The sequence below is a fragment of the uncultured Cocleimonas sp. genome (assembly GCF_947495625.1).
Lineage (GTDB): Bacteria > Pseudomonadota > Gammaproteobacteria > Thiotrichales > Thiotrichaceae > Cocleimonas.
In genome coordinates, this window is record NZ_CANLZW010000043.1 from 16,154 (window position 1) to 38,187 (window position 22,034).

General features: G+C 39.7%; 19 protein-coding genes. 12 read left to right on the plus strand and 7 right to left on the minus strand.

The features are described from left to right. The 11 genes from Q1A31_RS18600 to Q1A31_RS18650 all read left to right on the plus strand — a co-directional run bounded on the left by Q1A31_RS18600 (nt 1) and on the right by Q1A31_RS18650 (nt 9,010). A complete protein-coding gene (locus tag Q1A31_RS18600) occupies nt 1–2,031 on the plus strand; it encodes a PAS domain S-box protein (RefSeq protein WP_299880481.1) in 2,031 nt (676 codons plus the stop codon). Then, entirely contained in the window at nt 2,021–2,635 is a 615-nt protein-coding gene (locus Q1A31_RS18605; protein ID WP_299880484.1) for a response regulator transcription factor, read from the plus strand. The genes Q1A31_RS18600 and Q1A31_RS18605 overlap by 11 nt, the downstream gene beginning before the upstream one ends. A 250-nt stretch (nt 2,636–2,885) precedes the next feature. Next, nucleotides 2,886–4,040 (plus strand): fatty acid desaturase, encoded by a 1,155-nt coding sequence (locus Q1A31_RS18610; protein WP_299880487.1) that lies wholly within the window; start codon nt 2,886–2,888, stop codon nt 4,038–4,040. A gap of 105 nt (nt 4,041–4,145) precedes the next feature. Then, the gene (locus Q1A31_RS18615; RefSeq protein WP_299880490.1) at nt 4,146–4,508 is read left to right on the plus strand and encodes a group 1 truncated hemoglobin; all 363 of its coding nucleotides are present in this window, start codon (nt 4,146–4,148) and stop codon (nt 4,506–4,508) included. 56 nt (nt 4,509–4,564) lie between these two features. Next, nucleotides 4,565–4,753, plus strand: a complete 189-nt coding sequence (locus Q1A31_RS18620) for a (4Fe-4S)-binding protein (RefSeq protein WP_299880493.1) — start codon at nt 4,565–4,567, stop codon at nt 4,751–4,753. 82 nt (nt 4,754–4,835) lie between these two features. Then, complete coding sequence (locus Q1A31_RS18625) at nt 4,836–5,516, plus strand: glutathione S-transferase family protein (RefSeq protein WP_299880496.1); 681 nt, start codon at nt 4,836–4,838, stop codon at nt 5,514–5,516. A gap of 41 nt (nt 5,517–5,557) precedes the next feature. Further along, the gene (locus Q1A31_RS18630) at nt 5,558–6,646 is read left to right on the plus strand and encodes a 2Fe-2S iron-sulfur cluster binding domain-containing protein (RefSeq protein WP_299880499.1); all 1,089 of its coding nucleotides are present in this window, start codon (nt 5,558–5,560) and stop codon (nt 6,644–6,646) included. Between the two features lie 78 nt (nt 6,647–6,724). Further along, complete coding sequence (locus Q1A31_RS18635; protein ID WP_299880502.1) at nt 6,725–6,931, plus strand: hypothetical protein; 207 nt, start codon at nt 6,725–6,727, stop codon at nt 6,929–6,931. 72 nt (nt 6,932–7,003) lie between these two features. After that, nucleotides 7,004–7,702 (plus strand): glutathione S-transferase family protein, encoded by a 699-nt coding sequence (locus Q1A31_RS18640; RefSeq protein WP_299880505.1) that lies wholly within the window; start codon nt 7,004–7,006, stop codon nt 7,700–7,702. 93 nt (nt 7,703–7,795) lie between these two features. Further along, on the plus strand, nt 7,796–8,575 hold the full coding sequence (locus Q1A31_RS18645; protein WP_299880508.1) for a glutathione binding-like protein: 780 nt from the start codon (nt 7,796–7,798) through the stop codon (nt 8,573–8,575). 15 nt (nt 8,576–8,590) lie between these two features. After that, nucleotides 8,591–9,010 (plus strand): hypothetical protein, encoded by a 420-nt coding sequence (locus Q1A31_RS18650; RefSeq protein ID WP_299880511.1) that lies wholly within the window; start codon nt 8,591–8,593, stop codon nt 9,008–9,010. Nucleotides 9,011–9,434: 424 nt separating this feature from the next. Here Q1A31_RS18650 and fdhF read toward each other — a convergent pair whose 3' ends face one another. The 7 genes from fdhF to Q1A31_RS18685 all read right to left on the minus strand — a co-directional run bounded on the left by fdhF (nt 9,435) and on the right by Q1A31_RS18685 (nt 20,456). After that, nucleotides 9,435–12,173: a formate dehydrogenase subunit alpha gene (gene fdhF / locus Q1A31_RS18655; RefSeq protein WP_299880513.1), complete on the minus strand. Its 2,739-nt coding sequence runs from the start codon at nt 12,171–12,173 to the stop codon at nt 9,435–9,437. After that, the gene (locus tag Q1A31_RS18660) at nt 12,170–13,870 is read right to left on the minus strand and encodes an NAD(P)H-dependent oxidoreductase subunit E (protein WP_299880516.1); all 1,701 of its coding nucleotides are present in this window, start codon (nt 13,868–13,870) and stop codon (nt 12,170–12,172) included. Before Q1A31_RS18660 ends, fdhF begins: the two co-directional genes overlap by 4 nt. A 249-nt stretch (nt 13,871–14,119) precedes the next feature. Continuing rightward, nucleotides 14,120–14,962, minus strand: coding sequence for an S-formylglutathione hydrolase (fghA, locus tag Q1A31_RS18665; protein ID WP_299880519.1), 843 nt, complete (start codon nt 14,960–14,962; stop codon nt 14,120–14,122). Nucleotides 14,963–15,153: 191 nt separating this feature from the next. Then, nucleotides 15,154–16,266, minus strand: coding sequence for an S-(hydroxymethyl)glutathione dehydrogenase/class III alcohol dehydrogenase (locus Q1A31_RS18670; RefSeq protein WP_299880521.1), 1,113 nt, complete (start codon nt 16,264–16,266; stop codon nt 15,154–15,156). Between the two features lie 90 nt (nt 16,267–16,356). Further along, nucleotides 16,357–16,956, minus strand: a complete 600-nt coding sequence (locus Q1A31_RS18675; protein WP_299880524.1) for an SCO family protein — start codon at nt 16,954–16,956, stop codon at nt 16,357–16,359. Continuing rightward, the gene (locus Q1A31_RS18680; RefSeq protein ID WP_299880527.1) at nt 16,956–18,938 is read right to left on the minus strand and encodes a cytochrome c peroxidase; all 1,983 of its coding nucleotides are present in this window, start codon (nt 18,936–18,938) and stop codon (nt 16,956–16,958) included. The genes Q1A31_RS18675 and Q1A31_RS18680 overlap by 1 nt, the downstream gene beginning before the upstream one ends. A 117-nt stretch (nt 18,939–19,055) precedes the next feature. Next, nucleotides 19,056–20,456: a selenium-binding protein SBP56-related protein gene (locus Q1A31_RS18685; RefSeq protein ID WP_299880530.1), complete on the minus strand. Its 1,401-nt coding sequence runs from the start codon at nt 20,454–20,456 to the stop codon at nt 19,056–19,058. 623 nt (nt 20,457–21,079) lie between these two features. Between Q1A31_RS18685 and Q1A31_RS18690 the strand changes: the two genes are divergently transcribed. Then, nucleotides 21,080–21,715 carry a TetR/AcrR family transcriptional regulator gene (locus Q1A31_RS18690; protein WP_299880533.1) on the plus strand — a complete coding sequence of 212 codons (636 nt, stop codon included), beginning with the start codon at nt 21,080–21,082 and terminating at the stop codon, nt 21,713–21,715. The last annotated feature ends 319 nt before the right edge of the window (nt 21,716–22,034 follow it).

The following is a 22,034-nucleotide window of genomic DNA, read 5'->3' on the forward strand; positions in this document are numbered from 1 at the left end:
GTGGGCTCCGAAAAACTATTGAAAACAGCTTATTTATCAGCATATAAAGATTCAAAAAATCAAACGCTTAAAAAAAGTCATATCGTTTTATTAAATGTTGATTTAAAGGTCAGAAACTTATTATTTAATCAGGTTGATACTGATTTTAATTTTGAAGAAGCGGCTAACACCGAAATGCTTTTTCAAATGCTGAAAGAAAAGACGAGTAATATTGATGCTTTAGTATTGGGGGTCGAACATAAAGAGCCCGTTAGAATAGCTCAACGAATTCATTCTCTGGATAAAAATATTCCCCTACTTATTCTGACAGAACCAAATAAAAATCAACAACTTAAAAATGCGCTGCAGTTTTCTCCTTTTCTTGGAAGTGATGTCTTAATATTAGCCACTGATTCATTTGAAAAACTTCCCGTTACACTCTCTGAAATGGTTTTACGTGCTCAAAAACGCCGCGCTTATCGTGGCACTATAGCCGCATCACAAAAAAGAATGGGTAGCAGCTATCCGGATAAACCTCGTGTTAAACAATATTTAGATCGTCTACTCGATCATGCACCCATTGGTGTCGTTAATATCAATATACAAGGTTCAATTCTGGCACTTAATCGCCGCGCTGGACAGATTCTTAAGCTTTCGGAACGCGATGCGATAGGGACATCACTCATTGATATGTTTCCTGAATCTGAACGCGTCGCATTCCATAATATCATTGCCAAATGTGTTGCACCTTCTACACAGCGTTCACCCGAAGTATTTGATATTAGTGAAACAGTCGGTACCGTTCGACATATAGAAGTTATCGCCTCCTCTTTGGTTGATCGTTCAGGACAGTTAGGCGCTACAGTTATCATTCAGGACATTACCGACAGAGTAGAAGCTGAATTACGACGCAATGAGGCCGAATCTGCTCTAAGATTCAGTGAAAGACGATACCGTGAACTGGTTCAAACAATGAGTGAAGCATTAGCGCTGACTGATAATGAACATAAGATTACATATGTAAATGATAGTTTTTGTTCAATGTTTGGATATAACAACAAGGAAGTCATAGGTAAGTCGTTGTTGGATTTTGTGCACGACAACGATAAAGAGATGATGCAACAAAATATGTCGAATCCAACCAAATCGAGTGAAATTCAACGATTCGAAACAGCCTGGGTTACTAAACACAATGAGAAATTTTATACATTAACCTCTCCAAAAAGAATTTTTGACCCAGACGAAGGATATATAGGTTGTCTTGGCGTTTTCACAGATATCACTGAACGAAAAAAATCTGAAGAATACGATAAAAAACAAATGATGGAACTCGCTCATGTATCAAGAGTAACAACAATCGGCGAAATGAGTAGCCAGATAGCCCATGAATTAGCTCAACCATTAACCGCAATCGCAGGTCTAAGCACAGGTTGTGAAAAAATGATTAAGGCGAAAACAGGAAATCAGGACGAGATTCTTGAAGCCATTACTTACATCAGTCAACAAGCAAAACGTGCTAGAGAAATTGTCGTTAGATTACGAAATTTTGTAAGAAATGAAGAAATTAAACAAACTCAGATCAGCATGAATCAGCTGGTTAAAAATGTTGTCCATTTAGTAGAAGTAGAAGCTCGCTGGCATAATATTCCGGTTAAATTAGAGTTATTCAAACCTTTACCATACATAGTGGGAGACAGACTTCTGATTGAACAAGTAGTGCTTAATCTTGTGCATAATGCCATTGAAGCCATGCAACAAATTGAGCAACCTAAGAGAAAGCTCATCATTCAAACATCAATGCCCGAAAAAAACATGGTGGAAATAGAAATAATAGACAGTGGTCCGGGAATTGATCAAGTCCATCAAAAGAAAATTTTTGAGCCATTTTTTACCACCAAAAAAGATGGAATGGGTATGGGACTAGCAATTACCCGATCTATCATCGATGCGCATGGGGGCAAAATAGTTGCCGAAAGAAATACGCAAGGCGGCACTACATTTTGTTTTAAATTGGAAGCACATATGAAAGAAGAGATGAGCAATGTCCATTGAACAAACCGTTTACATCGTCGATGACGAGGAGCCAGTTCGTAAAGCCTTAAGCTTATTAACGAAGTCTGATGGATTACAATCCAGAAGCTTTGAAAATGCTCAGGCATTTCTCGATCAGCTCTCTGAAATCGGCCCCGGATGTTTACTACTTGATGTCTGCATGCCAGATATGAGTGGACTTGAGTTACAGAAAATTCTTCATGAACAGAGTTTCGATATTCCAGTAATAGTTCTTACAGGTCATGCTGACATCCCTACTGCCGTCCGAGCGATGAAAGGTGGTGCAACTGACTTTATCGAAAAACCTTTTGACAGCGAAGAATTACTGCGTCGAATTCATCAGTGTTTAAATGGTGAAAAAGAACGCCAAAAAGATATTGAATGGCGTATGCAAGCAGCGCAAAAAATGTTGACGTTAACAAAGCGAGAACGCCAGGTAATGCAAGGTATGGTTGAAGGAAAACGCAATAAACAAATTGCCGATGCTCTCTTCATTAGTTTTCGTACCGTTGAACTGCATCGTTCCAGTTTAATGCACAAACTCGATGCTGGCTCACTTTCAGATGTCGTTCGTATTAGTATTTTAGTAGATTCAGACGCCTAATTAGCGTTTCTCACCCAAGCCAATAATCCTTATTTTTAGTATCAATTTCACAAATAAATAATTCACGTATTTCTACGTATTACCTTCCTCCAGTTGAAAATATAGCATGTAGTTAGACACAAAAAGTTGTGTCCTAATCTAAGCTCGATGTGACTTACTAGCCGTTAAAACGTCGCTAGCTAAACCTAAAGTAAATAACTTAAGTCTATCGAAAAGGTATCACTAAAACTATCTATTGGAGGAAGTCTTGATGAACAAAATTTTAATCAACGCTCGATATTGGTTTGCCCCATTATTGATCATAGTCTCAATGATCGGCGTACTTATTGGAGGAATGTTCTCCTGGTTAGGTGTGCTACTTCTTGGCGTCGGCATTCTAATAGACACCCTAATGCATTATCAAACAGATGGCGCAGGATTCGATGAAAATGGTGAAACCAATGGTATAGCCTGGCTACAAAATGCAGTTATGTACACAATGCTTGGTGTATTTGTTTTACTTCAAGTTGCATTAGCATGGCGTATCAATATGTATGTGTCTGGAGCACCACTAAGTGCTGGATATCACCATACATTATTTGGCATTTTACCTTATCAAGCAGGTATATCAGGTCTAGACCTTATCGGAGCAACGATCTCTTCGGGTATTTTTGCAGGTATCGGTATTATTTACGGACATGAACTCAGCCATACCAAAGGTTATACCTTCGCTATATCTCGCTGGATGATGGCGTTAAGTGGTAAAGCTCATTTCAGTTATGCGCATGTTTACAATCACCATCTTGAGTTAGCACATGAAGATGACCCTGCAACCTCACCTCGTGGTCGCAGCTTATTTCAACATTACCCACTCGCTGGAATCGGACAATCTAAATTCCTGTACCGCATGGAACAGCAACGTCTAGCTCGTTCTGGTAAATCTTTCTTCACTTGGGAAAATCGCTGGTTACGCGGTTATGCCATGAGCTTACCGACTATTTTCTTATTCTGGTTCGCTGGTGGATGGATAGGAATTGGCTGTCTAGCCATAGTCTGGTTCATTTCTAACTTTGAATTAGAAGCACTTAACTATATGGAACACTACGGTCTGATTCGTGAAAAAGGTCAGCCTATCGATTACCGCCATTCATGGGATAACTCTACTGCATTTACCAGCTGGTTCTTTATTGAAATTGGTAGACAGGCAGATCATCACGACCGCGGTGAAACACACTTCTGGGAGCTTGATGAGGTTGGAGCACCCAATGTTGGATGGGGTTACTTTACTCTATTCGCACTCGCTTTAGCTCCGCCTCTTTATCATGCTTATTACAAGAAGGAACTTGCAAAATGGGATGAGGAATTTGCCTCAGAAGGTGAGCGCAAAATAGCTGACCGCATCAATAAGCAAGTAGGTTATGCATAAACTTTAGTACTAATTAACAGCACAAAAAAGTGCTCATTAAAGCAGTATTCCCGCATCTAACAAAGATGCGGGGTTAACCCAAAACAACCAAGAGAGGAAATAACAATGAGTGAAGCCAGTTTATATGAAAGATTAGGTGGCGCAGAAGGAATTGCAGCGATTACCGAGGATATCTGGGGTAACCATACTTCTAACCCGCTAGTTCAAAATCGATATGCTAAATCTGATCCAGAGCATGTAAAAAAACAAGTTCGCGATTTCTTTGGTGCAGGCACTGGAGGATCTGAAAATTACACCGGTGATGACATGTTGACAGCCCATACAGGTATGAATATCAACGACCAGGAATTTAATGGTGTGGTTGATGATGTATTAAAAGCGCTTAAATCAAATGGTATTGGTGATAAAGAACACGATGAAGTACTTGCTATTTTGTACTCCATGAAGGGTGACATCGTAGGCGTTTAGTCTAGATGTTTAATTAAGTATTTGAGTAACTAACAAATTTGTAAAGGAGCTAGAAAATGAAAGTAACTTGGGATGAATCCACATGTATTCACGCTGGTAAATGCGTTCAGGGTAGCCCTGATGTTTTTAAGGTTGAAGACGGACAATTTAAAATAAACCTTGATGCCGGTGAAGAAAGCCAAATTCGAACCACCGTTGCATCATGCCCCTCAGGTGCTTTACAAATCCACGAAGACGAAAGTTAGGCTGTTAATTGGAGATCTTTTTTTATCACCAATATCAGAGAGAACACGGAAGCTTCGAAAAGAATCGATCATAGGAGGATATATGCTAGGTGATCACTTACAAGACAAGATGAAACTATATGGAAATCCTGCCTGTCTAAATACAGCTAAATGTTTATTTACTGCAGCTGAAAAAGGCATTGATATAGATGCACATTTTATAGGAGAAAACGGTGAAGGAGATGCTGCTGCCGCTGCAGATATTTCTCCACATGGTTCATATCCTGTATTAAGAGACGTTGACTTTGTCGTATTCGGAACAAATGCCATGATGTCATTTTTAGATGACAAGGGCTTTGGTCCATCCTTAGTCCCTCGTAACGCAACTATTCGAACCATTATGTACAAAATGATTCATATCGCATCTGAATTAGCCCAACCTGATGTTCAAAACTTGCTAGCAGGTGAGGAAAATAAAGACAAGGTGGCTGCATGGTTTGATGTCCTGGAATCTCATTTAAACAATAAAGATACGGCGTTACGCGGAGAATATATTTGTGGCGCATTTAGTTTAGCCGACAGCCATTGGGCGGCGCTGGCACAAGGCTGTGAAATAGCCAATGCTGGAGATATTCTTTCCTCCAGACCTGCCGTTAACGCTTGGTGGGGACTAATCAAAGCACACCCGAGCACAAGCAAGGAAAATATCAAAGCATACGATGTATTGCCAACGGCATCAGATATACAGAGCAACGCATTGAGAGATATTCATATTAATGCCTGATATGACTACAACATTCTCCCTTACAAAATAGGACGACATTGATGTTTGGAATCTTTAAAAAACAGAAAAAACAGGACTGGAATGCGGAAATAGGAGTATCCGGTAAAACTTTTACAGTGACCGCTGGAGATAATCTTCTTAAGTCTGCATTAGGTTCTGGAGTGCAATGGCCTCATGACTGTAGAGTGGGGAGTTGTGGTACGTGTAAATGCAAACTTAAATCAGGTCAAATCAAAGAACTATCCGATTTTTCCTACGTGCTATCACAGGAAGACTTGCAAGCGGGAATGATTCTCGCTTGCCAGTCAGAATTACAAAGTGATGTTCAGATTGAAGTAAACCTATTAGAAGATTCAGAACAAAGCCTGAACATTAGCTCTCATAAAGGGTTGATTCATAGTATGAATGCCTTGACTCACGATATTGTGGAGCTGGTTATTAAAGCCGATGAAGATATTCCACGGAATGCCCTGGCAGGACAATACGCTGAAATATCTGTAAGTAATATCGATCAACCTAGATCCTATTCATTCGCTAAATCTCCAACCAAGGAGAATGATCGTGAAGTCAGCTTTTTTGTAAGACGAGTTCCAGATGGAGAGTTCACAGAGTGGCTTTTCGCTGATGATCGCGTTGGAGAATCTGTAGATATAACCGGACCCTATGGATCATTTTATTTACGCCCTGGTCAATCCCCCATTGTCTGTGTAGCAGGTGGAAGTGGAATGGCTCCCATCAAAGCATTATTAGAACATGCTCGTGATAATAACTGTAGACGAGAAGTACTGTATTTATTTGGCGCACGTAGCCAAAAAGACCTCTACTGTCTGGATACAATGGAACAACTAAAAAGTAACTGGAAAGGAAAATTCGAATTCATTCCAGTTCTGTCAGAAGAGCCCGAAGATTCCGGCTGGGAAGGTGCACGTGGCTTCGTCACTGACCATTTAAAACAAACATATATCGACACAAACAAAGTGAATATGGCAAAAAGTCAAGGCTACCTATGTGGTCCTCCTCCCATGATTGATGCTGCGATTGAAATTTTTACAGCAGCAGGTATGGATAAAGATGATGTTCACTTTGATAAATTTCTGGACGCTAGCAGTATGCCTGGGGGCAGAAACTAACATCCTTGTAATAACGAATGTGACTCTAGATAGAAACTTACATTCATAGATAACTTATACACCTTAAGGAGATTAAAAATGGCTTCATTAAAAGCAATCGCCGCAATGGCAATTTTTTCTGTCGTAGTATTTTTTGGTATGAACGCAGTTGGATTAACTGATAAACACTCAGACCCTTTATTTGCCTTATTGGGAGCTGTAGTACTACTTGTAGCTCTTGTCATTAACGTCACACTTTATTTAAAGATAGCAGGTGAAGCTCCATTTAAATGGTTTAATGATTAATTCTATATAAATGAGTAGCATGAAAACTTGAGTATATGAAACTGAGTGATTAAAAAAGTAAGGATGTAAATTATGGGTTTTTTTTCTAGAAAAAAGAAAGTAATCAAAAAACTACAGTTAAAAGGTTTCCCTGGGCATATTGATACGTGTAAATGTCTTTACCTTGCAGCTGAAAAGAAACTAGATATCGAATTAGCTTTATTGGATCTTGTTGAACAAGATCAGAATAAAGATGCGTACCTAAGTATCTCACCATTTGGAAAAATACCCAGTCTAATTGATGATTCACTGGTGGTTTCAGGTGTAGCTGCGGTTCTACCTTATATTGATATCAAGGGAAGTGGTCAATCACTAACGCCAAAAAAAGCAGCCAATCTGGGGCAACAAAATTACTGGATTGAAGTAGGAACAGAAAAGCTATTACCCCATATAAACACCCTGATTGAAGAGCGTTTTATCAATCCGATGCATGACACGTCTTATGTTGAAGATCAGGAAAAAATCACAATGGCCAAGGATAAAATTAATCACGCTTTTGAAATTGCTGATAAACACCTAAGCGATAAAAACCATTTTGCGAATGACTACACCTTTGCAGAAGTTCATTGGGTACCTTATCTACACTTTTGTTCCATTACCAATCAACAGGATTTGATAGATAAGCACCCTTCTCTCAAACAATGGTTTGAGAAAATGCAGAGCAAACCTTCCTACCAGGTTTTACCTTCTGATGAAGAGATCAAAGTGAAAGACTTCAAAAATGTTGCCTAATACAACAATTAAATAAACGTAAATTATTAGAAATACAAAGGGTAGATAAGTAAATATCAAATATTTTATTAAAAAAGAAAAGAGAGTTATCAAATGAGTGAGTTATTTGCATTTGGTAGAGCAGCTGAAAATTCTGATGTCAGTTATGGCTCTGCTGGAGATATGAAAAAGACCCAATACGTCTTGCAGTTGCTCGGTTTTCCGGGGCATGCTGACACTATTAAATGTTTAATCACCGCTGTAGAAATGGGTTTAGAAACTGATTCTGCAGTACTGGATATTCTTGATTCAAACGTCAAAAACGATGAATACAATCAGCTATCACCGTTTGATATGTTACCTATCCTAAAAGAAGCTGATTACTATGTTTCCGGTGCTTTAGGAATCATGAGTTATATAGAAGCCCGGGGTTTAGGAACAAGATTACCTCCGAATAATGTTGGACTTTTAGCTAAACAAAATTACTGGTCGGACATCGCTTGTTCAGATGTTGGACCACATGTTGATGCCATCGTTCAACAAGTAGTACTGGCCCCATTGAGTAATATCGGCCCTGACGAAAATGTTATTCAACAGGCTCTTGCTGCATTATCAGCACCATTAGTAGCTTTAGATAATGAACTAGCAAATAACGAATATATCATTGGGAAATATTCGTTTGCCGATATTCATTGGTCAGCCTATATCCATCTTTTATATGAAGCCAGCCAAGCTGATTTCATCGATAAACATAGCAATATTAAACGATGGTTTGACTTGATACGAACACGTAAAAGTTTTTCCGGGCAAAACATTATCGCCTATGACTTATTACCTAAATTAGGTGACATCCAAAACAAACAGTTAAATTCTGTCGTTATAGACGATTACTGATTAAAAGAGCAAATTATGATCTGGCCTTTAAAAAACACAACCGCTCAACTGGATCATTCAGCACTCGCTTTAGATCCTTTTATTTCCTTGGCACTAAAGGGCCAGGAGAAAGCTATAGAATCAAAAAACAAAGCCAAGACCGGTCAGTTAATACAATGTTATATCTATGGAGCCATTCGGTACATAGCTTCTTACGATGATTTAAATACCGAGAACTCTAAAGTATTACTGCATAAGATGCTATCAGCCCATTTTGACGAAAATGACGATGAAGTGAATAAAAGTATAAAGCGTTTATCAGAACCGCAAAAAGATAAAACAGAACAGTTATTTATGATTGAGGGTGCAAGTGCTCTAAGACGTTATCTAGTCAATGGCGACAGAACCGTAAGGACCAACTTAATTGAATTGTTAGATCTACATAAAACACATTAGCAAAATATCTAAACGACTTAATTTAGATTAATTAATAACAGAGGAGGAGTAGAAATGTCGAATAAAGAAGGTGGAAACAACTCAATGGTATTTATGACCGCAATGATTAGCGGTACTGTAATAATCGTTGTTGCACTATGGTTATCGGGTGCATTGGGAATGATTTTTTAAATCTCAAACTAGCTTCGGAGTTTCTCTAATTAACATTTTTTGAATGAATATAATCACACCCCGATGTATTTATTTATTGCCAATATGAAACATTATGTGATTAGAGAAATTCCGTCTTCAATTATCAAATATGAAAAAAACCTATCTATTTAGATAGGTTTTTTATTGCGTTTTTAATTGTATTTTAAATTCATAGTTATCAATGCGTTAAATACGATTAAATAACACACCCCCCTACTTTAGGGCACTTTTTTTAGTTAACTGCCGATAATTTCACCGCACAATACTTCACTTCTGCAATTTTAGCTGCTGGATCTAATGCTGCATTTGTCAGTACATTGGCTGCCGCTTCAAAATAACAAAATGGCATAAATACTGTTCCTACCGGAGAATTATCGGTAATCTTGATTTTCGCTTGAAGCTCTCCACGTCTGGTTTCGAGCTTGAGCATATCGCCGTCATCTAAACCTAATTTCAAGGCATCACGCATATTCACCGAGATCCATGGTTCTGGTTCCAAAGTATCCAATACCGTTGCCCGACGAGTCATACTGCCCGTATGCCAATGTTCTAATTGTCGACCTGTGATAAGTACAAAGGGGTATTCTTCATCAGGTTGCTCATCTGGAGGAACGATATCCGCAGGAACTAGTTTCACTCTTCCGCTGGCTGTTGGGAAATCATTCTTGAATATGACTGGCTCGCCAGCATCTCCTTCGTTCTCACATGGATAAGTCACACTTTCGTTTTCTAAACGCTCCCAGGTAATGCCTGCAATAGAATCCATTGCCTGTCGCATTTCATTGAAAATATCTTTAGGTCCCTGGTAGTTCCAATCCAGACCTAAGCGTTTCGCAACTTCCTGAATAATCCACCAGTCCTGTTTTGCATCACCAGGAGGAGTAATAGCCTGACGTCCCATTTGTACAGCACGATCAGAGTTACTATAAGTCCCTGTTTTTTCTGGGTTTGCCGCAGCGGGAAGCACAACGTCCGCATAGAATGCCGTTTCTGTAAGGAACAAATCTTGCACCACAAAATGTTCTAATTTTGCCATTGCCTCACGCGCATGTAATACATCTGGATCAGACATGGCTGGGTTCTCACCTTCTACATACATACCTTTGATGGCTCCATCGTATGCAGCATTCATCATCTCGACAGTGGTTATACCTGGTTTGTCATCGAGCGATTCCACATTCCAGAGTTTTCTAAATCGATCTTGATTCTTTTCGAGTGTCACTGGTTGATAGTCAGGGAATACCATCGGAATCAAACCAACATCTGATGCACCCTGCACATTATTCTGTCCACGTAAGGGATGCAAGCCAGTGCCATCACGACCAATTTGCCCTGTAATCATACACAGTGAAATCAAACATCGTGCATTGTCGGTGCCATGTACATGTTGTGAGATGCCCATACCCCATAAAATCATGGCATTGTTTGCGGTTGCATACATACGTGCAACATCACGAATTTGTTCTGCACTGACACCGCAAATAGACGACATGTCTTCAGGCGAATAATCCTGTAGATGTTCTTTTAGTTTTAAGAAATCTTCCGTACGGGTTTCTATAAATTCTTTATCGGTCAGCCCTTCATTGACAATCACATGCATCATCGCATTGAGTAATGCTACATCTGATGATGGTTTGAATTGCACATGCTGAGCCGCGTGTCGCTTCATATCTGAACCACGAGGATCCATTAAGATCAACTTCGTACCATTCTTAATGGCATTCTTCATCCACGTCGCACCCACCGGATGATTAACGGTCGGATTGGCGCCGATAATAATAATCACATCAGATTTAGTCACATCAGCCATTGGGTTTGAAACCGCACCCGAACCAAAACCTTCCAGCATTGCAGTCACTGAAGATGCATGACAAAGGCGCGTACAATGATCGACGTTGTTGGTTTGGAAGCCGGTACGAATGAGCTTTTGGAAGATATATGCTTCTTCGTTACTACCTTTAGCAGAACCTAATCCTGCGAGTGCATATTTCCCGTCTTTCTCGATGATTTTCTTTAAACCATCTGCGGCAAAATCGAGTGCTTCATCCCACGTTGCTTCGCGGAAAATATCTAAAGGCTTGCTTGGATCAAAATCCAGTAAGTCTGTTTTTGGCACATCATCACGACGAATTAAAGGAACAGTAAGGCGTTCCGGACTGTGAATATAATCAAAGCCATAACGACCTTTTACACACAAACGCCCTTCATTAGCGGGGCCATTTCGTCCTTCGACATGTAGGATTTTATTGTCTTTAACATTGTAAGTCAGCAAACAGCCAACACCACAATAGGGACAAACCGAATCGACTTTCTTATCTGGCACAATCATACCGACGCCATTAGCAGGCATTAACGCACCTGTCGGACAGGCTTGCACACATTCGCCACAGCCGACACAGGTACTCTCACCCATCGCATCGTCTACATCGAAGACAATTTTGGTTTCGCCACCGCGTTTTGCCAAGCCAATAACATCATTGACCTGGACATCACGACACGCACGCAAGCAACGCGTACAGTGAATACAGGCATCAAGGTTTACACCAATAGCCGGGTGTGAAAAATCATATTCAACTTTGGCTCGTGATTCAAAACGAGAAGGTTGAACGGAAAGTTTTTGCGACCACTGTTGAAGTTCGTTATTGAGTGTGTACTGTTCTTCTGGCATATCAGCATTGAGTAATTCCAATACCATTTTCTGTGCATTTACAGCTCGATCATTATCTGATGATACTTTCATATCCGCGCTAGGATAACGACAACAGGATGGAGCTAATACTCGCTCACCTTCAATCTCAACCATGCAGGATCGACAGTTACCCACTTCTTCCAGACCATCTTTGTAACAGAGATGGGGTATCTCAACACCATGGCGTTGCGCCGCTTTCAATATGGTTTCACCTGGGTTTGCGCTGACTGTTTTACCGTTTAACTGGAATTCGGTGATTGTATGGCTAGAAGTAGAACTCATGATGTCACCCCCCCACTTTTAGGGCTTTTTTTATCAAAACCCTTTTTTGTTTCATTTGGGAAATACTTAATCACACAATCCATAGGGTTTGGTGCTGCCTGACCCAGACCACAAATAGATGCATCCATCATCACCGTCGATAATTCACCCATCAAATCCGTATTCCATTCATCCTGTTGCATCAGTTTCATCGCTTTTTCTGTACCAACACGACACGGCGTACACTGACCACATGATTCATGACGGAAAAAATTCATCGCATTAGTTGCGACTTCACGTGCAGAATCTTGATCAGAAAACACAATCAGCGCAGCTGAACCAATAAAAGCACCGTGTTCATTCAAGGTGTCAAAATCAAGCGGTATATCTGCTTTACTTGCGGGTAAAATCCCTCCTGATGCACCACCTGGGAAGTAGCCATAGAGTTCCTGCCCATCCAACATTCCACCACAATATTCATCGACTAATTCGCGCAAGGTGATGCCCGCCGGTGCCAAGTACACTCCAGGATTTTTAACCCGTCCACTCACTGAAAAAGAGCGCAAACCTTGACGACCATTGCGACCATGAGAGATAAACCAGTCTGCGCCTTTTTCCACTATTTCACGCACCCAATAAAGCGATTCCATATTGTGCTCAAGTGTCGGACGACCAAATAAGCCAACCTCTGCCAGATAGGGTGGACGTAAACGTGGCATGCCTCGTTTACCTTCAATAGATTCGATCATTGCCGACTCTTCACCGCAAATATATGCACCCGCACCTCTGCGCAAATAGATTGGGGGTACGTCTGGAAGTTTTTCTTTTATAACGGCTAATTCTTGTTCGAGTAATTCTCGTAAGCCTGCATATTCATCGCGCAAATAAATATAGATAGCCGCTGTTCCTACGACTTCAGAAGCGATTAACATGCCTTCAAAAAAACGGTGTGGATCACGCTCTAAATAATAGCGATCTTTAAATGTACCGGGTTCACCTTCGTCGATATTGACTGCCATGAGTCTAGGGGCTGGCTGATCTCTAACAATGCGCCATTTACGTCCAACCGGGAATCCTGCACCACCCAATCCACGTAACTTAGAGTCATCTTTAGCGGCTAGGATATCTTCGTGATGATGCTCTTTTTCAACCACTCTTTTATATAATTCATAGCCGCCATCTTTCACATAATTATCGTAACGAATTGCATTTTCTGGAGCAGAATCAGATGTATTCCCCGCTTTAACTTCATCGATCACTTTTTCTGTAGTGGCCTGACTCACTGGATTTGTTCCCACAACAGCAATCGGCGCAGATTCACAACGACCGACACAGGGCACGCGTTGCACACGTACTTCTTTACCTATGGCTGATTCCAGAGTTGCGACTAACTCTTCTGCACCTGCCAATTCGCAACTAACAGAGTCACAAACCCGAACGGTAAGACTAGCCGGTTTTTGATCACCTTCTTTGACGATATCGAAATGGTGATAAAAACTTGCAACTTCGTATACTTCCGTCTGACTGATTTTTAAGATAGTAGCCAGTGCATGCAGATGTTCTACGGCAAGACACTGATATTTATCTTGAATCAGGTGCAGATACTCAATCAATAAATCACGCTGCAAAGGCATGTCTTTTATAAGAGCTTGAACGTCTAGTAACGCCTCGTTAGATAAAGGACGCCCTCTTCTTTTGATGTTTTTTCTCTTTTTCATTTACTTCTATGCCTTTGCAAAAGCTGAAATTCGTTAAAAATGTGTTTATTAGTCTGACCTATCGACATTTCTAATATGTATAAACATGTAATATGTATAAACATGCAGAACTGACATATCCATAACTGACTATAGCTAATGACAATTCAATTTATGTTTTGATTGCGAACATAACAGTCTGATTAATCACCATAAGACTGTGGTGATTAATCAAATATAAAAAATATTAGAAATAGTATTGTTTACTATTTAACTTCTTAACTGTTTTTCATGAAAAGCTAGATGCTCACCAATGAATGTAGAGATAAAATGATAGCTATGATCATAACCATCTTGCATTCTTAATGTGATAGGGAAATCAGCAGCTTCGCAGGCATCGAGCAAATTTTGAGGATGCAGTTGCTCAGCAAGAAACTCATCATCTAATCCATGATCAATTAACACTGGGAGTTTTTCTGCTCCATGTTTGACTAAACTCGTTGCATCGTAGTCTTCCCATTTATCTTTATCATCACCTAGATAAGCGCTGAAACAACCTTCACCCCAACCGCAATTAACAGGATTACAAATGGGTGCAAACGCTGAAGCAGATTTATACATTCCGGCATTTTTAAAGGCACAAATCAACGCACCATGACCACCCATTGAGTGCCCTGTGACCGAACGCACACCTGGAATAATCGGGAAGTTTTCTTCAGCTAATTCAACCAGTTCTTTGGTAACATAATCATACATTTGGTAGTTTTTTGACCATGGCTCTTGTGTCGCATTGACATAAAAACCAGCACCTTTTCCAAGATCATAACGATCTTCTTCATCAGGTACATCATCACCGCGCGGGCTAGTATCCGGAATGATTAATGCAATTCCTAATTCTGATGCGTAACGCTGTGCGCCAGCTTTAGTACGAAAGTTATCGTCAGTGCAGGTAAGGCCAGATAACCAGTACACAGCAGGTACTTTTTCTGTTTCTGCTAAAGGTGGCAGATAAACCGAGAAAGTCATCTCACAATTACAGCTTGATGATTCATGCGTGTAACGTTTAAGCCATCCGCCAAACTCTTTTACGCTTTCAGTTTCTTGAATAGACATAGTTATTCTATTTCCTTCTTTTTTGTATTTGATACTCAAATAGGAGGATGCCAATTAATAATAATGACACCCCCCTACTTTTATGAGGTTTTTTGTTTTATCTAATGAAAACCTCACCCTCTGGGCTGTCGTCGCTGTGCTCCAACATTGTCTCGGCTACACCTCGGCTAGGCACTTTTTTATTGATTCAGTTAAAACTCAATAACAGAACGAATACTCTCGCCACTATGCATTAAATCAAATGCTCTATTGATGTCTTCTAATGGCATCTTGTGAGTAACCAAACTATCCAGCTCGATCTCACCTGCCATATAACGATCAACATAACCCGGAAGTTCTGTTCTACCTTTAACGCCACCAAATGCCGTTCCCATCCAGGTACGACCAACAACCAAGTTGAATGGACGAGTTTGAATAACCTGACCAGCGCCAGCTACACCGATTACCACTGACTTACCCCAGCCCATGTGTGTACATTCAAGCGCATCACGCATTACATGAACATTACCGATACATTCGAATGAGTAATCTGGACCACCATTAAACGTGTCCTGCATGTACTCAACAAAACCACCTTCAGGAAGATCTTTAGGATTAACAAAATCAGTACAACCTAACTGCTTCGCGAATTCGAATTTATCAGGGTTAATATCGATACCGATAATGCGCGTCGCGCCAGCCATTACTGCACCTTGAATACATGAAAGACCGATGCCACCTAAACCAAATACCGCTACAGTAGAACCTGGCTCAACTTTCGCTGTATTTAGTACAGCACCGATTCCTGTTGTCACACCACAACCTAACAAACACGCTTTATCAAGCGGTGCTGCTTTGTTGATTTTTGCTAATGCGATTTCTGGAACAACGGTGTACTCAGAGAATGTTGAACATCCCATATAATGGAAAATGTCTTTGCCACCTTGTGAGAAACGACGTGTGCCATCCGGCATATAACCTGTCCAGATTGTGCCAGCAATTGTCTGACATAAATTCGACTTGGTTGAATTACAGTATTCACAATCACCACACTCAGCGATGTAAAGTGGAATAACGTGATCACCTACCTCCAGGTCCTTAACCCCGGGGCCTAATTCAACAACTTCACAACCACCTTCATGCCCTAAAATACAAGGAAATGAGCCTTCTGGATCATCACCTGAAAGCGTAAATGCGTCTGTATGACATACGCCAGATGCTATTACTTTAAGAAGAACCTCTCCCTCTTTTGGCCCCATTACTTCTACTTCCTCTATGACTAAAGGCTTTTTTGGTTCCCACGCTACTGCTGCTTTACATTTCATCTGAATGATTCTCCTTATTTAAAATGTTGTGTAGTTTTGTTGTAATGTTTTGCTTAGTATTACTAGTTATATAAGCCTTCTATTCGAAGACTATAGTTTATTAAGATGATTTATTTCGTTTTTTACCACCTGCAGAATATGCTCAGTTGGTAGTCCAAAAGGTATGATGTTTAACATTTTGCCATCGGCCCCAAGCACATATAAATTAGCAGAATGATCTACCAAATAATACTCACTGTCTTTTTTCTTTGAATGAATTTTGGTTTGTACCCGATAAGCATCTGCAACCGCACTAATCTCACTTTCACTACCGGTAAGCCCAATCAAATTAGGGCTGAAAAAAGGCACATAATTTTTCAATTTATCGGGGGTATCTCGTTCTGGATCTACGGAAATAAATAATGCACTTACCTTTTCTGCATCATCTCCAAGTGATCTTAACACCTTGGCTAATGAAGATAACTCAGTTGGGCAGATATCAGGACAAAAAGTATAGCCAAAGAAAATGAGGACCAACTTGCCACGTAATTGCTGCAGCTCAAATTTCTTGCCATTATGATCAGTTAGTGTGAAATCACCACCCACATTAGATTTTTCACCAGCATAAACTATTGCAGAATTTGATTGCAGCGTTAACGCCAAAAGCAATACAAGCCCTACTATCTTTAATTGTTTTAGTATTTTACTCACTAATATTCACTTCTTCCGTGCGCCCAATTTGGGTCGCTATTAGTAAGGTCTCCAATGGGTGCATCAAACGCATCCGAAACCAGCGTATCCACATTACTACCGGTTAACGCTTGTAAAAAAGTGACTAGATCGCTCTGTTCTTGATCGGATAGATTTAATGGTGTGATCAAAGGATCTAAAAGGTCGTTTGCTACTCCGCCTTTATTATAAAAACTGACAACATCGTTCAATGTCTGCAATGACCCGTTGTGCATATAAGGCGCAGTTAAATTAACATTGCGTAGACTTGGCGTTTTATACTTCCAGCGGTCGTCTGGGTTTTGTGTTATTTCGTATAAACCGGTATCCGCGGCTTTCTTTTCACCCACTGAATCTATAATCGCTGTATCGACATCAACAAAAACGCCTGGTGCTAGAACAACCCTTTCTTTAGCCGGCTTTATTCCCATTGCTTCGTTATAACCAATTCCGGTGTTATGCATTTTTTGATCAGTAAACAACGCATGTTTGTCACTGATTGTATGACAGGTACTGCACCTGCCTTTACCGGAAAAAATCTGAAATCCGCGTTGTGCTTTTTTGCTTAGTGCATCTTCTTGTTTTCCAAAGTACCAACGATCAAACGAAGAGTCAGCAGATACCAATGTCCTCTGATAGTCAGCTAATGCCCTACCCAGATTTCTCATATTTACGCCGCCACCATCGAATGCTTTTTCAAACAGACCTTTATAGTCCGGCATTTTTTTAATTTTATTAATCACATAGCCAACAGATGGATTAGACATTTCATTATGAGCTAAAAGTGGTCCCCATATTTGTTGCTCCAACGTTTCCTCGCGCCCATCATGAAACAAGCTGGTGTTATAGGCTACGTTATAAAGGGTCGGAGAGTTACGCCTGTGACTTCTACCTTCAATACCTATCGCCATCGCCAGTTCATTATTGGCAAAGCCTTGCTCTGGTATATGACAAATTGCGCAAGAAAAAGTATCGTTAAAAGACAACCTGCGATCAAAAAACAACCTTCGACCAAGCTCGATTTTTTCAGCCGTTAACGGATTGGTTTCTGGCTCAGGAACTGCGGGTAACCCTAGTGGTGGATTTTTTGCTAACGCTAATAAATCAGCCTTTGCACCACGGCGAGCAGTTATAGATTTACTTCTGGTTGTGTAACTACCTGTTTCATAGCCATCTTTATCATCACCTGGAACAGATAAAATAGGAGCTAGGTGATCTTGGTCTGGCTCATCATTACTCGAAATTTTATAAGCATCATCTTCGAGAATGAGTGTTTTTATATCAGCCAATATGACTTCGGGATGTAAAAAACCTAAGCTATAAATATTACGAACTTTTAATTTCGGATCGACTAGAAACACTCTTAAAATATGTGATATGTCACCCGTTTCTTCGCCGTTGACACTCATCTCACGCTGAATATCCTGATTGTAAGATTGCAGGATCGGGTCGAGTGCAGCTAGTGATGGCGTGGTTAAAAAACGCCATTCTCCCTTGTCACCTGCAAATTTAAAATTAGCACCATATAGACGCATTACTTCAGGAGAATCATGTTCGGGATCAAAACTAAGACTGGCTAAACGTAATTTATCCGCAAGCTCAGGATCTTTTTTCATTAGGGTTTTCAGTTTATAGAAGACAAATGAAGCTAAAGGGCATCCATTGACATCTTTACAGTTGCTGTAGATAAAGCTCAACAGCGTATATTTACCCTTGTAAATATTATGTAACGTATCTTCACGCCCCTGTTCATCAAGAATTTTACCGTCTGCTGCGTCACCCAATGGCGGAAGTTTATAACTTCCTGCGGCGGCCATCTTATAGCCTAAAGAACCGAAACCCGGAGCCAATGGAATAGTTTCAATTGTTTTTGATGTCGAATTGTTCTCAAGCGATGTAGCACTAGTCTCAAACATAGCAAGGAAACAACCAAACAGAATTACCCCCACACTAAATACTTTCATTGTCTAACACCTTGATTATTACTATTACTGATAGCTACTAAAGCGAATCAGTTTTGCCACTAGGACAAAACCGATTCAAAATACCTCAAAGATTATGAGGCACTAGGAGACTTGTTATTACTCTACGATACTAGCGACTTTTTTCACCTCGCTCATTTCTGGCTTCTTTTTGCTATATAAAGAATAGGCTCCGAAACGCATTTGGTGAGCTCTACCTAATTTTAAGGCATTGAAATCGATACTGAATTTTTCATCCAGCTCTTTTCCATTCCAAACATAGCTTTTAAAGTACTGTGAATTATCATCGCCTTTCTTATCCCAGTTCGCTAACAATGAAGAGGTGTAATAAACTCGCTTTCCATCCCAGCTAGAAGACGCCATATTGACTTGTTTATCGATTTGCTTCTCATAAGTTTGCTTAGGCGCATTGATATCAGAAAGATCAAAGTAACGTGTCTTACCGTCCATAAAGGTATTCACCCAAAGACCTGAATCATCTGATGTTAGTGAGATATCTACTGGTAATGGTATTTTTGATGCATCACCAATATCTGCCACATCCTTCGCTTGCCATTCACCTTTGTCATCTTCATAGATTAACCAGATTTTTGATGTTAAGGCTGTGGTAGTTAAACACCAGTTGTGATTTGGCTGCCATGCACAACGAACTTCTAGAGGTGCACCAGGCACATCTAGTATTTTCTTTGGCTTTCTTGTATGTAAATCCCAAATAACAACGGTATTTCCGAAACGCTTCATGGCTTCTGGATCTTTTACCATTTTACCGAGGTCCATCATGTAGTTAGACCAACCAGTAAATGATGATGTCACCATCACATTGCGTCTAGGTAAAGCGCGTAAGTCATAACCATAACCATCAGCATACTTTCCTGATTTTTTCGCACCATTTAGGTTTTCATCCGTTGGCATCCAGTGAGTCGCTACAAATTTACCTTCATTGGTGTATTCCACCATTGCCGTTCTTCCGCCGTGATCGGCATTATTTGATAAACCAGTTACCATCATTCGGCCAGGTAACGCATAAGTTGTATGTGGGCCAACAACGCCACCACTAGCTGATACAAAATCGGTGATTACTTTGTTTAAGGTTGGTTTAGCAGGATCAGTATGAACATCAAATACAAAAATCTTGTTTGTATCTAAACCGCCCGCCCACAGGTATTTACGATCATCTGTTAAACCAGAATGATGCGCCTCATTACGACCACCAACCGAAAGGGTTTCGATTACTTTTCCATATTTAGGCGAATTAGGATTTACATCAACGGTAACTAACTTGTCTTGGCCGTCACCTAGCCCTTCAACACCTAGAGTCCATATATAAACAAAATCTTCCTGGCCTACGATTTTAGCCATGTATGGCGACATACAAGTCTCGTCAGCATGCGTTGTAGAAACCAACCCAGTAACTGAGCATAAAAGAGTAGAAACAGCTACAGCAATACCCACCTTTCTTTTTACTAAAGATAACAATTTGTTACTTTTTTTATTGTTCATTTATAGTGTCCTCCGAGAGTTAAAAAATATTGATTTCCTGGTATTACTAGAAAAACTCTTAAGCTAATGGGTTTTCACTAAAAACTATCCCAAACTCTTTTAATTAAGACTTTCTAACTACTAATCACCAAGTTGACAATTCAAGCTTTTCACTTCAGCACTACCAAGGGTTAATACAATAAATACAGCAACATAAAATCCAATTGTTTTTACCCAAAGTAAAATTGAAATAATTTCTTCTAACCAGTCTATCTTCTGTCTAAAAATGGTTAAATACGTAGTACTACGTGTATTATTTTGTTCTCATTTAAACAGCATAATTATCTTGCGAGATAGCAACAATCCATCCTATCAAAGTAGCTGAGAAGCCTTATTAAAGTATGTTTCACTTTTGCAACTTAACCACTAATTCTGCTTCAAACTAACCGAATTTATATAATTGCTTGTAAACTCTTTTTATTCCCTAGCGACAAACAAATAATAACTTTGTGCTATATATAAGTTAGCTTTAGTTGAATTTGATATAAATCAAAGATAGAATGAATGTTCATTTTTGTCAATTGCATTTTGATATTTTTTTCTCTAATATGTTTTATTTCTTAAACTTCTGATAGGACTTTTTCATGCCATACTTAAAGCGCGAGGCTCCTATTCCAGAACCTACCGACTGCAAAATTCTTACCGCAGCTTTAGAATTATTTGTTAACAATGGTTTTCATAACGTATCTGTTCATGAAATTCAAAAGCAGGCGAATGTTAGTATTGGCTCTATTTACAAGCACTTTGGCGGCAAAGAAGGCATAGCTAAAGCGCTGTATAAGCATATTTTAAATGAGATGGATGAACTGGTTGACGACGTAATAAAAGAACACCAATCGCCGACCAAACAATGCGAAGAAATAATTAGATTATTGTGTGGATATACCGAAACGCATTACGACATTATGGCATTCATATTTCATGCAAAACACACTGAGTTTGTGCCAGATGAACCCCTGATTTGTAACACCATACCCTTTATTAAAATAAGAGATATAGTGAAAGCCGGAATGAAAAATGGCGAATTTAGAAAAATCGACTCATGGGTAGCTGCATCAACAATTTTCGGGGGAGTCATAAGAATGATCCAGCTACGACTAGACAATATGATTGAAGAACCATTACCTACTTATTTTGAAACTCTTATAGATGCTTCACTAAATGGCGTTCTAACAAACAATAAGACTGAAGTGGATAATAAAATAACTGCTGTTTCATAAAGATATAAAATTTCAATTAAGTAACCTGGTGCAATAAGGTGAAATTTACGTTTTATTTATTCAAAGCACTTATTATTTTTACACACCCCCCTACTTTTAAGTGACTTTTCATTTCGTAGTTTGAAATGACTAAAGGAACTTATGCTTTGCGAAATGATATTTATGCGGCTATGCCTTTCCTTCGGACCAACGTAAAAAACTACGTTGTTGTCTCACAGCGTTTGGCTCGTTTTTGATTTTTGAAAACGTAAGTAAAAATCCACGTTCTAAGAACGTGGTTTTGTGTTCGCCCTAGAAGGGCGTATGAAGACTAGCCCTC